Origin of the sequence: Streptomyces sp. NPDC086023 (genome assembly GCF_044540325.1) — a bacterium.
Taxonomy (GTDB): Bacteria; Actinomycetota; Actinomycetes; order Streptomycetales; family Streptomycetaceae; genus Streptomyces.
On record NZ_JBITRX010000037.1, the window covers coordinates 1 to 13307 of the forward strand.

Genomic DNA, 13307 nt, shown 5'->3' on the forward strand with positions numbered 1-13307 from the left:
CCCCTCCGGCGTTTGAGGAGCTGGGGGCACCCCCAGCGGTAGCTGGGGGAGGGTACGGGGGCGGAGCCCCCGCAACGGGTCCGGGCGGAGCCCGGAAAACGGAGAAAGGGCGGGTAGGGGACGGACCAGCCCCGCAGGGCAACGACCCGCACCCGACAACGGCCCGCACCCGGCACGGGACCGGCACCCGGCACGGGACCGGCACCCCCGACGCCCCCACGGGCACACCCGTACGAAGGACTTTGCGGGCCGCCCGGCCCAAGCGCCGCGGCCCGGCCGCTCCGGCCGGGCAGTCCTCCCGGGTGTCGCCAGGCACCGTCGGAGGAGGAACCCGAATGGCACGCATCATCAAGGCAGGCGTCGTCACCGCGGCAACCGCGGCGCTGGTCGCCCTGGCCTTCCCGGCAGCCGGCACGGCAGCCGGCAAGGCAGCCGCGCCCGGCATGGCCCCCGCGCCCGGCACGGCCCCCGCAGCCGCCCCGCCCACCTGCTTCGGCATCCCGGCCACCCTCACCGGCACGGGAACCCTCACCGGCACCCCCGGGAACGACGTGATCGTCGGCTCGGCGGCGGCCGACACGATCGACGGCCGGGGCGGCACCGACCTCATCTGCGGCCTCGGCGGCAACGACCGCCTGACCGGCGGGACGGGCAGCGACCGGCTCGACGGCGGCGCCGGCAACGACATCATCCGCGGCGACGCCTCGGCCACCAGCGGCGACGTCCAGGGCGGCGGCCACGACGAACTGCGCGGCGGCGAGGGCGACGACGACATGGTCGGCGACTCCTTCACCGCGAGCGGCAACGCCCGCGGCGGCGGCAACGACCTCCTCGACGGCGGCCCCGGCGCCGACTTCCTGGTCGGGGACTCCGAAAGCGACGGCGCAGGGAACGCCCTCGGCGGCGGCCACGACCGGATCTACGGCGGGGACGGCGACGACGAGCACATCACCGGCGACAGCGTCGCCTTCGAGGGCGACGCCGCCGGCGGCGGCCACGACCTCATCGAGGGCGGGAACGGCGACGACGGCCTGCTCGGGGACTCCGCCGCGCCCTTCCAGGGCACGGGAACGGGCGCCGGTGACGACGTCCTGCGCGGCGGCCTCGGCGTCGACACCATCGTCGGCGACAGCGAGGGCGTCACGGCGGCCGTCGGCAGCGGCGGCGACGACCTCCTGGACCTCGGCACCGACGGCGGCTTCTTCGCGCTGGGCGACCACAACATCAACTCTGCCGCGGGAGGCCAGGCCCGGGGCGCGGGCCACGACCGCATCACTGGCGGCAGCGCCGACGAGATCCTGATCGGCGACAGCTCGGTCGGGGACGCCTCGGCCACCGCCGCCGGCCACGACCGCATCGACGGCGGGGGCGGAGCCGACGAGATCTTCGGCGACAACAGCAACTACGACGGGGACGCCACCGCCGGCACGGCCGGCGGCAACGACACCCTCCGCGGCCAGGACGGCGCCGACGCCCTGCACGGCGGCCCCGACGACGACGTACTCGACGGCGGCACGGCCACCGACACCTGCGACGGCGAGACCGGCACCGCGGACATCGCCGTCCGCTGCGAGACGGTCACGAACGTCCCGTAACAGCCCTGAGGGAACCCCTAGTCCAGCACCGGCAGCAGCTCCGGCAGGTGGCCGTCCGAAGCGGCGGCCGCCCGCCGCCGCTCCTCCGGGACCTCCCCGTACAGCGTCGTACGGGGCTTCGCCGGGCGCCCGGCGGCCTCGGCCACCGCCTCCAGGTCCCGTACGGACTTGTACGAGCCGTAACCCGAGCCCGCCATGCGGGAGATGGTCTCCTCCATCAGGGTGCCGCCCAGGTCGTTGGCCCCCGAGCGGAGCATCTCGGCCGCACCCTCCGTGCCCAGCTTCACCCAGCTCGTCTGGATGTTGGTGATGTACGGGTGCAGCAGCAGCCGCGCCATCGCCGTCACCGCGCGGTTGTCCCGCATCGTCGGCCCCGGGCGGGAGATCCCGGCCAGGTAGACCGGCGCGTTGGTGTGGATGAACGGCAGCGTCACGAACTCCGTGAAGCCCGCGACCCCCTTCTCCCGCGCCCTGCGCTGCACGTCCACCAGCGTGCGGAAGTGCCCGAGCCAGTGCCGGGGCTGGTCCACGTGCCCGTACATCATCGTGGACGAGGAGCGGATGCCCAGCTCGTGCGCGGTCGAGACGACGTCGATCCAGTCGGCGGCCGGCAGCTTGCCCTTGGTCAGCACCCACCGGACCTCGTCGTCGAGGATCTCGGCCGCCGTGCCCGGGAGCGAGTCGAGGCCGGCCTCCTTCGCCGCCGTCAGCCAGTCCCGTACGGACATCCCGGTGCGCGTCGCGCCGTTGACGACCTCCATCGGCGAGAAGGCGTGCACGTGCATGCCGGGCACCCGCTCCTTCACCGCCCGGGCGATGTCGAAGTACGCCGTCCCCGGCAGGTCCGGGTGGATGCCGCCCTGCATGCACACCTCGACCGCGCCGACGTCCCAGGCCTGCTCGGCCCGGTCGGCCACCTGCTCCAGGGACAGCGTGTACGCGTCGGCGTCCGTGCGGCGCTGCGCGAAGGCGCAGAACCGGCAGCCGGTGTAGCAGACGTTCGTGAAGTTGATGTTCCGCGTGACGATGTACGTGACGTCCTCGCCCACCACGGCGCGGCGCAGCTCGTCCGCGATCCGGGTCAGGGCGTCCAGCGCCGGGCCGTCCGCGTGCAGCAGCGCCAGCGCCTCGGCGTCGGTCAGCCGCGTCGGGTCGTCGGCCGCCTGCGACAGCGCCGCCCGCACGTCGGTGTCGATCCGCTCGGGCGCCATCCCGGGCGCCGCGGCCTCGCGCAGGGCGCCCCAGTCCCCGTAGACGGCGTCGAAGTCGGTGCGCCGGTCGCCGGTCCTGCCCTCCGTGTCGACGGTCTGGTGCAGATCGGTGCGGCCGCTCGGGCTGAACACCTCCTCGGGCTCCTGCCACGGCCGCCCCTCGACCACCGCGTCCGGCAGCGCCAGCCCGGTCTCCGGATCGGCGAGCGCCCGGACGTGCGGCAGCAGCCGCGGGTCGAGCCAGGGCTCGCCGCGCAGCACGAACTCCGGGTACACGCACAGCCGTTCCCGCAGCTCGAAGCCGGCCGCGGCGGACTGCTCCGCGAGCCGCTCGATCTGCGGCCAGGGCCGCTCGGGGTTCACGTGGTCGATGGTCAGCGGCGAGACGCCGCCCCAGTCGTCGATGCCGGCGCCGATGAGCCGCCCGTACTCGCCGTCGACGAGGTTCGGCGGCGCCTGCAGGCACGCGGCCGGCCCCATGATGTGCCGCGCCACGGCGACGGTGGCCACCAGCTCGTCCAGCTCGGCGTCCGGCATGCCGCGCATCGCCGTGTCCGGCTTGGCACGGAAGTTCTGGATGATCAGCTCCTGGACGCCGTGGTACGCCCGGGACACGCGGCGCAGCGCGAAGAGCGACTCGGCGCGCTCCTCGTACGTCTCCCCGATGCCGATCAGCAGCCCGGAGGTGAAGGGAACGGAGGACCGCCCCGCGTCCTCCAGCACCCGCAGCCGTACGGCGGGCTCCTTGTCGGGGGAGCCGTGGTGCGGCATCCCCGGCTCGGACCAGAGCCGCTCGGCGGTGGTCTCCAGCATCATCCCCATGCTGGGGGCGACGGGCTTGAGCCGCTGGAAGTCCGCCCAGGACATCACGCCCGGATTGAGATGAGGAAGCAGCCCGGTCTCCTCAAGAATCCGCACGGAGATGGCCCGCACATACGAGATGGTGTCCTCGTACCCGGCCGCCTCCAGCCACTCCTTCGCCTCGGGCCACCGGTCCTCGGGCTTGTCGCCGAGGGTGATCAGCGCTTCCTTGCACCCGGCGGCCGCCCCGCGCCGCGCGATGTCCAGCACTTCGTCGGGGGACATGAACATCCCGTGCCCGTCCCTGCGGAGCTTGCCGGGGACGGTGGCGAAGGTGCAGTAGTGGCACTTGTCCCGGCACAGCCGGGTGAGCGGGATGAACACGCTCTTGCTGTACGTGATCACCCCCGGCCGCCCGGCGGCCGCTAGCCCGGCGTCGCGCACCCGTGCCGCGGACGCGGCCAGGTCGTCGAGGTCGGCCCCTCGGGCCTGGAGCAGCACGGCGGCCTCGCCGACGTCCAGCGCGACCCCATCGCGGGCCCTCTTGAGGGCCCGGCGCATGGCGTTGGTGGTGGGTCCGGTGCCGGGGCTCATGGTCATCCCTGGAGCATACGATTCGCCGACTTCTTCTCCACCGCCGATGTCCGTTTCCCCTCCCCTGCAGGCCCCGTACCGGGCCACCACCCATCCCTACGGGCCCCTGTCCGGGTGCAGTCGAGCCCCTTTGCCGGGTGCCACCCGTCCCCTGAGGCCCCCTACCGGGCCGCCACCCGCCTCTACGCCCCCTACCGGGCCGCCATCCGCCCTCACGGGCCGCTGTCCGGGTGCCGTCCTCGCCCAGGGTCCCCTGTCGGGGTGCCGTCCTCGCCCACGGTCCCCTGTCGGGGTGCCGTCCTCGCCCACGATCCCGTGTCGGGGTGCCGTCCTCGCCCACGGTCCCCTGTCGGGGTGCCGCCCCCTTGCTGGCCCCCGCCCGGGCGCAGCCCGTCCCCAACGGGCCCCCGTCCGGGTGCCGTCGCGCCCCCTTGCCGGGTCTCACCCGCACGCGCAGTGGCCCCCTGCCCGAGCAGCACCCGTACCGTGCGCGCCCGTGCCGGCCCTGTGTCGTGTGCGGCGCCGTCGTGCTGCGGGCCGTTGCCGCTGCGCGGAGCCGTTTCCCCACCCCGCCCTCCCCCAGACTTCGTCCGGGGGGACCCCCATCCCGAACTGGGGGCTCTGCCCCAGACCCTCCCCCAGCTACCGCTGGGGGTGCCCCCAACTCCTCAAACGCCGGCGAGGCTGGATTTCGCCGCCCGAACCCAGCCCCCGCCGGCACATTCCGCGCCACAGGCATCCGCGCCGCCGACATCTCCACGCCGGAGGGATATCCCGCGCCGCAGGCATCCGCGCCGCCAGCACCTCCGCGGCGCCGGCATCTCCCGCGCCGCGGGCATCTCCCGCGCCGCAGGGATATCCAGCGCTACCGGCAGATCCAGCCCCTCCGGCGTTTGAGGAGCGGGGGTACGGGGGCGGAGCCCCCGCAACGGGTCCGGGCGAAGCCCGGGAAACGGAGAAAGGGCGGGTTGGGGGCACCTCCCAGCGGTAGCTGGGGGAGGGACCAGCCCCGCAGGGCAACGACCCGCACCCAGCACGCCGCCGCACCCACCCACGAAACGGCCCCGGCACCCGGCACGGGACCGGCACGGGACCCGCACCCGGCACGGGACCGGCACGGGACCCGCAGCGCAGCGTCACCGCATCAGCTCACCCGCATTCACCAGCACCGACTGCCCCGTAATGGCCCGCGCACGCGACGACGCCAGGAAGGCCACCGCATCCGCCACGTCCCCGTCCGTCGCCAGCTCCGGCAGAGCCATCCGCTCCGTCAGCCGCCCCAGCACCTCCGCCTCCTCCACGCCCTCGCCATGGGCGGTGAAGGTCACGTACGCCTGCACCGGCGGCCCCCACATCCACCCCGGCAGCACGGTGTTCACCCGGATCCGGTGCGGCCCGAGCTCCCGGGCCATCGAGTACATCGCGGACGTCAGCGCGCCCTTCGACGCGGCGTACGCCGCCTGCTGCACCTGCGACGGCGCCGCCACCGCCGACTGGGTGCCGATGATCACCACCGACCCGCCGCCCCCCGCCTTCAGCGCCGGCAGGCAGGCCCGCGTCATCCGCAGCGTGCCCAGCAGGTTCACGTCCAGGATCTGCTGCCAGGTGCCGAAGTCCGCGTCCTCCAGGCCCCCGAAGTACGAGTCCCAGGCAGCGACGTGGACCACCGCGTCGATCCCCCCGAACCGCTCCACCGCCAGCGCGGCCAGCGCCTCGCACTGGGCCTCGTCCGAGATGTCGGTCGGCCGGTACGCGGTGTGCCGCCCGTCGGGGTCGATCTCGGCGGCGGATTTGGCGAGATTGGCCTCCGTACGGGCGCCCAGCACCGCGTTTCCGCCGTCCCGCACGACGGTCGCGGCCACCTGGTGCCCGAGCCCGGCCCCGACCCCGGAGACCACGACGGTCTTCCCTTGCAGCAGCATGCGTGCTCGCCTCCCGGCTCCGGCAATAGCTGATGGCGCGTCAGATTAGGCCGCCGCCCGCCCGGATGGAAGCCCCGCGACCGCTTCGTCCGCCGGACCCGCACGGCACGCACCCCCACCCCCAACCCCCGCACCCCCCACCCCCCTGTCCGGAATCCGCCACCCCCTGGCCGAACGCCAACCACCCGCCCCGCAAACGCATCAAGACCCAAGATCACCGCATCGAGGTAATGCCCCCGGCTTCCGTGCGCCCACCCGGCGCGCGGCCGTCTACTGTGCTCCCGGATCCGGTCGGAATGCCCGGAAATTCCGCCCCTGTCACACGAAGGAGAGCCCGCCCGATGACGGTGGACGCCAGTCCGGACGCGCAGTTGGAGCCGACCCCGCCGAGCCGCGGCCGGCAGGCCGACGCCCCGCACACCAGTCTCGGCACGGCCGCGGCCCGCAACCTCGCCACCACGACCAAGTCCGCCCCGCAGATGCAGGAGATCACCTCCCGCTGGCTGCTGCGGATGCTGCCGTGGGTGGAGACCAAGGGCGGCACGTACCGGGTCAACCGCCGCCTCACGTACACCGTCGGCGACGGCCGCATCGAGTTCGTCCAGGACGGCGCCGACGTCCGCGTCATCCCCCGCGAGCTCGGCGAACTCGCCCTGCTGCGCGACTTCGACGACGTGGACGTGCTCACCGAGCTCGCCGCCCGCTGCGTCCAGCGCGACTTCCGGCCCGGCGAGGTCATCGTCGAGGCCGGCACCCCTGCCGAACGGATTCACCTGATCGCGCACGGCCGCATCCGCCAGACCGCCACCGGCAAGTACGGCGACGAGCTCGCGGTGGCCGTCCTCGCGGACGGCGAGCACTTCGGCGAGCACGCCCTGCTCGACCCGGACGCCACCACCGAGAGCACCGCCACCGCCGAGACCGCCGGCACGCTCCTCACCCTCTCCCGCGCCGACTTCACCGCCCTGCTGGACCGGACCCCGCACCTCCGCGCCCACGTCGAACGCTTCGCCTCCCTGCCCCGGCAGCGGCAGAACCGTCACGGCGAGGCCGAGATCGCGATGTCCGCCGGACACACCGGCGAGCACGAACTCCCGGGCACCTTCGTCGACTACGAGCTCAAGCCGCGCGAGTACGAGCTGTCGGTCGCCCAGACCATCCTCCGCGTCCACACCCGGGTCGCCGACCTCTACAACGGCCCGATGAACCAGACCGAGGAGCAGCTCCGGCTGACCATCGAGGCGCTGCGCGAGCGCCAGGAGTACGAGCTGGTCAACAACCGGGAGTTCGGGCTCCTCCACAACGCCGCCTTCAAGCAGCGGATCCAGCCCCACTCCGGCCCGCCCACCCCGGACGACATGGACGAGCTGCTCTGCCGGCGCCGCGGCACCAGGTTCTTCCTGGCCCACCCCAGGACCATCGCGGCGATCGGGCGGGGGTTCAACGCCCGCGGCCTGTACCCGGACCACGTCGACGTCGGCGGGCAGCAGGTCCCGGCCTGGCGCGGCGTACCGATCCTGCCGTGCAACAAGATCCCCATCAGCAAGGAGAACACCAGCTCGATCCTCGCGATGCGTACCGGCGAGGACAAGCAGGGCGTCATCGGCCTCCACCAGACCGGCCTGCCGGAGGAGTACGAACCCGGCCTCTCCGTCCGCTTCATGGGCCTCGACGAGAAGGCGATCATCTCCTACCTCGTCACCACCTACTACTCCGCCGCCATCCTTGTGCCTGACGCGCTCGGCGTGTTGGAGAACGTGCAGATCGCCCGTCGGCACGATGAGTAGGACCTGCCCCGCCCCACGGCCACCACAGCCCGGACACCCCCGGGCCGGCCGACCGCGCCCGGGTCCCGGGACAGCCCACCCCCGCCTCATCTAGGAGCCACGGATGCCCGAGCCAGGGCTTTCGCCTCTGCCCACCACCACACCTCCCTCACTGCCGAATTCCACGCCCCCGCCCCCGCCGACACCCGAGGCCGCCCCCGCGGCCCCCGGCAACCCCGCCCTGGACCGCATCCTGCGCGGCCCCAGCGGCCTCGGCACGGCGGGCCTCTTCCTGACCCCGCGCGAGGCCCCACGTGAGGCCCCCCGCGAGACCCCGCCCGCGGCGACGCCGGCAGCGACGCCGGAGCCCCCGCACCTTCCCGCACAGGCCACCGAGCCGCCCACCGAGACCACCGCCCCCCAGGGCACGCCCATCCCAGGCCTCTACTACCACCCCGTCCCCGAGCCCGACCCGGTCCGCGTCGAGGAGGTCAGCCGCCGCATCAAGACCTGGGCGGTGGACGAGGTGGAGCTGTACCCGCCCGAGTGGGAGGACCAGTTCGACGGCTTCTCCGTCGGCCGCTACATGGTCGCCTGCCACCCGGACGCCCCCACGGTCGACCACCTGATGATCGCGACGCGGCTGATGGTCGCCGAGAACGTCGTGGACGACTGCTACTGCGAGGACCACGGCGGCTCCCCGGTCGGCCTCGGCGGCCGCCTCCTGCTGGCGCACACCGCCCTCGACCCCGTCCACACCACCGCGGAGTACGGGCCGGACTGGGCGGAGTCCCTCCACTCGGACGCCCCGCGCCGCGCCTACCGCTCAGCCATGGAGTACTTCGTACGACAGGCCAGCGCCTCCCAGGCGGACCGGTACCGCCACGACATGGCCCGGCTCCACCTGGGCTACCTCGCCGAGGCCGCCTGGGCCCAGACGGAGTACGTCCCGCACGTCTACGAGTACCTGGCGATGCGGCAGTTCAACAACTTCCGTCCCTGCCCCACCATCACCGACACCATCGGCGGCTACGAACTCCCCGCCGACCTGCACGCCCAGCCGGAGATGCAGAAGGTGATCGCCCTCGCGGGCAACGCCACGACCATCGTCAACGACCTGTACTCGTACACCAAGGAACTCAACAGCCCCGGGAAGCACCTGAACCTCCCCGTGGTGATCGCCGAGCGCGAGGGCGTCTCCGACAAGGACGCCTACCTCAAGGCGGTCGAGGTGCACAACGACCTCATGCGCGAGTTCGAGGCCGCGGCCGCCCGGCTGGCCGCCGCCTGGCCGGTCCCGATGGTGCAGCGCTTCCTGCGCGGCGTGGCCGTGTGGGTCGACGGCAACCACTACTGGCACATGACGAACACCTACCGCTACAGCCTGCCCGATTTCTGGTAACCCCCCTTCTGCCAACCCCCTTTCTGCTTAAGAGGAACGGATCTCCAAGTGACCAGCACCGTCAGCACCAGCCCCTTCATCCCCGCTCCCGCCGCCGCCACCCCCTACCAGGGCGACATCGCGCGCTACTGGGACGGCGAGGCCCGTCCGGTCAACCTGAAGCTGGGCGACGTGGACGGCCTCTACCACCACCACTACGGCATCGGCGCGATCGACCACGAGGCCCTCGGCGACCCCGAGGAGAGCGAGTACGAGAAGAAGCTGATCGCCGAGCTGCACCGGCTGGAGTCCGCGCAGGCCGAGGTGCTGCTCGACCACCTCGGCGCCATCGGCCGCGACGACCTGCTGATCGACGCCGGCTGCGGCCGCGGCGGCTCGTCCGTCATGGCCCACCAGCGCTTCGGCTGCAAGGTCGAGGGCGTCACCCTCTCCGCCAAGCAGGCCGAGTTCGGCAACCGCCGCGCCGCCGAGCTGGGCATCGCCGACCACGTGCGCGCCCGCGTCTGCAACATGCTGGACATGCCCTTCGAGAAGGGCTCCGCCGCGGGCTCGTGGAACAACGAGTCCAGCATGTACGTCGACCTCGACGACCTGATGGCCGAGCACTCCCGGGTCCTCCGCGTGGGCGGCCGCTACGTGACCATCACGGGCTGCTGGAACCCGAAGTACGGCCAGCCGTCGAAGTGGGTCTCGCAGATCAACGCCCACTTCGAGTGCAACATCCACTCGCGCCGCGAGTACCTCAAGGCGATGGCCGACAACCGCCTCGTCCCCCAGGCCGTCATCGACCTGACCCCGGACACCCTGCCCTACTGGAAGCTCCGCGCCACGTCCTCTCTGGTCACGGGCATCGAGGAGGCGTTCATCAAGTCCTACGAGGACGGCTCGTTCCAGTACGTCCTGATCGCCGCCGACCGCGTCTGACACCCGGCCCCGGGCCGCCACTGGTCAGGAGGAGCCGTCGTACGCCTTCCAGATCAGCGGCGGCAGGGCGCTCCCGCGCTCGGAGCCGGGGCCGCCGACGCCCTGCATGGGCAGCAGCTGCGTGACGCCGGGCTTCGTGCGGAACATGCCGATCGAGGTGCTCGGCTCCGGCGTCATGCCGATGTACCAGGCCGACTTCATGCGGTCGTTCGGCCCGGTCCTGCCGGCCCAGGACGGCCGGGGTGAGGCCGGTGCGGCTCTTCAGGTACTTGTTGGCGACGTCGACGAGGTAGCCGATCTGCCCGGCCTGGCTGGTCGGCTTCGCGGGCGTCTTCGGCTCGGGGAACACGGTGTACTTCGCACGCTCCGCCTTGCTCATCCTCCCCGTCTCGACCTGCCGGTCGAGGATCCACTCCCAGCGGTCCACGGCGCGCGCGTGGTTGGCGGCGCTCAGGGACGGGTCGTAGCCCTCCGCGCCCTTCAGCACGGCCGCGAGCAGGGCCGCCTGGCCGGGGTCCAGCCTCGCGGCCGGGATGCCGTAGTAGGCGTAGGCGGCGGCCTGCACGCCGTACGCGCCCCGGCCGAACCACGAGGTGTTGAGGTAGCCCTCCAGGATCTCCGCCTTGGGCATCCGGTTGCTGACCTTCACGGCGAGGAAGAGCTCCCTGACCTTGCGCTCGGCGGTCTGGTCCTGGCTCAGGTAGGTGTTCTTCACGTACTGCTGCGTGATGGTCGAACCGCCCTGGACCTCAGTAGACGGTGGCCTGCCGGCGCGCGACCTCCTGCTCGCCGGGTATCTCGATCCGCAGGTACACGACGGTGACGAGGGCGGCGAGGGCGCAGCCGAAGAGGAGGAACAGGCCGCCGGTCAGCTTCCAGGAGGGCGTCCACCGCCGCCGCCCGCGCCGCCCGCGCCGGGGGTAGTCGATGCGCATGCGGGACATGGGCCTCCTCGGTGCCGGTGTCGCGTGGGGGCAGCGACGCTCCGACCCGGAGGATGATCAAAACGCGTACGGGGTTCGGTCCCGTACGGAAGTTCCCGCACAGGGCGGTACGGCGTCAGCGGGAGGCGGCGTACGCGACGAACCCGGCCCAGGCGGCGGTTCCGAAGGCCAGCTGGGGTCCGGGGACGGCCTTGGAGTCACGGACGTGGACGGCGGTGGGGGTGGCGGCCACCTCGACGCAGTCGTCGCCTTCGCTGCTGCTGCTGTAGCTGCTCTTGGCCCAGGCCACTTCGATGCAGTCGTTTACATCGTCGCTGTCGCTGTAGCTGCTCTTGAACCACTCCAGCTCGGGTTTGTGGATCATGTTTCTCCCAGCACTTGCTCGATGAAGGCCACCGATTCCCGGGGCGACAGGGCCTGGGAACGGATCATGCCATAGCACAGGTCGAGGACTCGGAGCTGTTTGGCGTCAGTGACCGTCCGGCCGTGAAACCGGCCCTCCGCGCGACCAACTCCCGTACCGTCCAGGAACTTCAGCACGTGGATGAGGCAGCCCATTCCCGCATGCTCGTCGCGATCGGTCGGCATCACTTGGATCGTCACGCCTCGAAGCTGGCTCACCTCCAGCAAGCGTTCGAGTTGGCGACGCATCACCATCTTGCCCCCGATCGGACGCCTGAGGGTCACCTCCTCCTGGATGAAACTGAGCGTGGGAGCGGGGACCCGCTCGAAGATGGAACGTCGGCCGAGGCGAGCCGCAATGCCGCGCTCAATCTCCTGGGGCGTCTGGGCGGGAAGGCGCATCTCGAACAGGGCCCGGGCGTATTCCTCCGTCTGCAAGAGGCCGTGCAGGTTGTGGTTGCCATAGGCGCACAACTCGACCGCGCGAGCCTCAAGCTTGGCCAACCCCCGCACGCGCTTCGGGTACCGGACCGGCTCCACGTCTTCTCGCATGGCGAGGATGCGGCCGCCCGCCTCCAGGGCTTTGTCCGCCTTGTCCAGGTACTCGGGGCGGGGGATCCGAGTACCGGCCTCGACCTTCCTGACGAGGTCTTCCCCGTACCCGATGCGCCTGGCGAAGTCCGCCACCCGCACCCCGGCCGTCTCGCGCCAGACTTTCAGCTGCCTCCCCACGGCTGCGATGACCGCCGCACCTTGTTCGTCTTCCGGGTCGACGTCCCAGCCGGGCTCGTCCCTGTCCTCGTCGCCCTCGCCCATCAGCGCACCTCCCACGTACTGGCAACCTCAACCGCGCCGTACCCCTCCCGGTGGGCCGGACAGGCAGGACAGGACCGGACAAGCACCGGACAGTCTCCGTACGCACGGGCGCTGTCGCTGTCCACGGTAGGCACGGCTCGCCACGCTGAGTGACATGAATCTCGAAACTCCCCGGCTCCTCCTCTTCAGCGTGCAGCTCTCCGCCACCCCGCGCGGCGCCCGCCTCGCCCGCCTCCTCGCCGTCGAGCAACTCCGCTCCTGGGGGCTTCCCTTGGAGAATCCGGCGCAGGTCGTCGCCGAGCTGGCCGTGAACGCGATCACGCACGGACGTGTGCCCGGCCGGGACTTCCAGCTCGGGCTGGCCGTGTACGCGGACACGCTCCGTATCGAGGTGGCCGACACCCGGGCCGACCGGTTGCCGGACGAGGGGCGCTCGGGGTGCGGCCTGGCGCTCGTATCGGCACTCGCGGACCGCTGGGGAGTCGCCCTCGGACCCGCCCCGCGCAAGACCGTGTGGGCCGAACTGGTGATCGGACCGGGTCCTGGGAACCTACGTCCCGGTGGGCCGTGAGGCAGTCCGCCCCGAGGTCTGTAGAAGACAAAGAACCGCAGGAAAACACCAGACCAAAACCCCTCCAGCCCCCCGCTCCCCGGCTCTTCGCTCGGTCGGGTGAACTATGCGAACTCGGCTGGATTCGGGCCCGGTTGGCGGGCATATGCTCGCGCCACAAGCCAACAGACATGAGACGGCCCCCGGCGGGACTGCAATCCCGGCCGAGGGCCTGATCCACGAGGAAGAAGCACCTTCCCGATGGTCTTCCAGAAGCCTAGCGCGGGCCTGCCCGCGCACACCCGCAATCGCGCGGGAACCGCCCGATCCGGTGGCCTGGCCGGAGTCGTTCACGCGAACGTCCCCCTCACGACGCGGTT

Annotated in this window: 11 protein-coding genes; 5 read left to right on the forward strand and 6 right to left on the reverse strand. The window is 72.2% G+C overall.

Going from position 1 to position 13307, the window contains the following annotated elements; genetic code table 11:
* Nucleotides 1–335 precede the first annotated feature (335 nt).
* Nucleotides 336–1595, forward strand: a complete 1260-nt coding sequence (locus ACIF6F_RS36695) for a calcium-binding protein (RefSeq protein ID WP_399957896.1) — start codon at nt 336–338, stop codon at nt 1593–1595.
* A gap of 17 nt (nt 1596–1612) precedes the next feature.
* Here the strand turns inward: ACIF6F_RS36695 and ACIF6F_RS36700 are convergent, their stop codons facing one another.
* On the reverse strand, nt 1613–4207 hold the full coding sequence (locus ACIF6F_RS36700; protein ID WP_399957899.1) for a bifunctional FO biosynthesis protein CofGH: 2595 nt from the start codon (nt 4205–4207) through the stop codon (nt 1613–1615).
* 1130 nt (nt 4208–5337) lie between these two features.
* Nucleotides 5338–6123, reverse strand: a complete 786-nt coding sequence (locus ACIF6F_RS36705) for an SDR family oxidoreductase (RefSeq protein ID WP_399957902.1) — start codon at nt 6121–6123, stop codon at nt 5338–5340.
* Nucleotides 6124–6464: 341 nt separating this feature from the next.
* Between ACIF6F_RS36705 and ACIF6F_RS36710 the strand changes: the two genes are divergently transcribed.
* The 3 genes from ACIF6F_RS36710 (at nt 6465) to ACIF6F_RS36720 (ending at nt 10215) form a co-directional block, all read left to right on the forward strand.
* A complete protein-coding gene (locus ACIF6F_RS36710) occupies nt 6465–7910 on the forward strand; it encodes a family 2B encapsulin nanocompartment shell protein (protein ID WP_399957905.1) in 1446 nt (481 codons plus the stop codon).
* A 103-nt stretch (nt 7911–8013) separates the two neighbouring features.
* Nucleotides 8014–9291 (forward strand): family 2 encapsulin nanocompartment cargo protein terpene cyclase, encoded by a 1278-nt coding sequence (locus ACIF6F_RS36715; RefSeq protein WP_399957908.1) that lies wholly within the window; start codon nt 8014–8016, stop codon nt 9289–9291.
* Between the two features lie 48 nt (nt 9292–9339).
* Entirely contained in the window at nt 9340–10215 is an 876-nt protein-coding gene (locus tag ACIF6F_RS36720; protein ID WP_399957911.1) for a geranyl diphosphate 2-C-methyltransferase, read from the forward strand.
* Here ACIF6F_RS36720 and ACIF6F_RS36725 read toward each other — a convergent pair.
* The 4 genes from ACIF6F_RS36725 to ACIF6F_RS36740 form a co-directional block, all read right to left on the reverse strand.
* Entirely contained in the window at nt 10157–10930 is a 774-nt protein-coding gene (locus tag ACIF6F_RS36725) for a transglycosylase domain-containing protein (protein ID WP_399957914.1), read from the reverse strand. The genes ACIF6F_RS36720 and ACIF6F_RS36725 overlap by 59 nt on opposite strands.
* Before the next feature lie 34 nt (nt 10931–10964).
* A complete protein-coding gene (locus tag ACIF6F_RS36730; protein ID WP_399957917.1) occupies nt 10965–11159 on the reverse strand; it encodes a hypothetical protein in 195 nt (64 codons plus the stop codon).
* 115 nt (nt 11160–11274) lie between these two features.
* Nucleotides 11275–11523, reverse strand: coding sequence for a DUF397 domain-containing protein (locus ACIF6F_RS36735; RefSeq protein ID WP_399957920.1), 249 nt, complete (start codon nt 11521–11523; stop codon nt 11275–11277).
* Complete coding sequence (locus ACIF6F_RS36740) at nt 11520–12377, reverse strand: helix-turn-helix transcriptional regulator (protein WP_399957923.1); 858 nt, start codon at nt 12375–12377, stop codon at nt 11520–11522. Before ACIF6F_RS36740 ends, ACIF6F_RS36735 begins: the two co-directional genes overlap by 4 nt.
* Before the next feature lie 154 nt (nt 12378–12531).
* Between ACIF6F_RS36740 and ACIF6F_RS36745 the strand changes: the two genes are divergently transcribed.
* Nucleotides 12532–12948 (forward strand): ATP-binding protein, encoded by a 417-nt coding sequence (locus ACIF6F_RS36745; RefSeq protein WP_399957926.1) that lies wholly within the window; start codon nt 12532–12534, stop codon nt 12946–12948.
* Nucleotides 12949–13307: the final 359 nt, after the last annotated feature.

Bases quoted from the DNA above. Each gene is read 5' to 3' on its own strand.
- ACIF6F_RS36740 (WP_399957923.1), bottom strand. From the start codon at position 12,377: ATGGGCGAGGGCGACGAGGACAGGGACGAGCCCGGCTGGGACGTCGAC.
- ACIF6F_RS36710 (WP_399957905.1), top strand. From the start codon at position 6,465: ATGACGGTGGACGCCAGTCCGGACGCGCAGTTGGAGCCGACCCCGCCG.
- ACIF6F_RS36700 (WP_399957899.1), bottom strand. From the start codon at position 4,207: ATGACCATGAGCCCCGGCACCGGACCCACCACCAACGCCATGCGCCGG.
- ACIF6F_RS36730 (WP_399957917.1), bottom strand. From the start codon at position 11,159: ATGTCCCGCATGCGCATCGACTACCCCCGGCGCGGGCGGCGCGGGCGG.
- ACIF6F_RS36745 (WP_399957926.1), top strand. From the start codon at position 12,532: ATGAATCTCGAAACTCCCCGGCTCCTCCTCTTCAGCGTGCAGCTCTCC.
- ACIF6F_RS36705 (WP_399957902.1), bottom strand. From the start codon at position 6,123: ATGCTGCTGCAAGGGAAGACCGTCGTGGTCTCCGGGGTCGGGGCCGGG.
- ACIF6F_RS36715 (WP_399957908.1), top strand. From the start codon at position 8,014: ATGCCCGAGCCAGGGCTTTCGCCTCTGCCCACCACCACACCTCCCTCA.
- ACIF6F_RS36695 (WP_399957896.1), top strand. From the start codon at position 336: ATGGCACGCATCATCAAGGCAGGCGTCGTCACCGCGGCAACCGCGGCG.
- ACIF6F_RS36735 (WP_399957920.1), bottom strand. From the start codon at position 11,523: ATGATCCACAAACCCGAGCTGGAGTGGTTCAAGAGCAGCTACAGCGAC.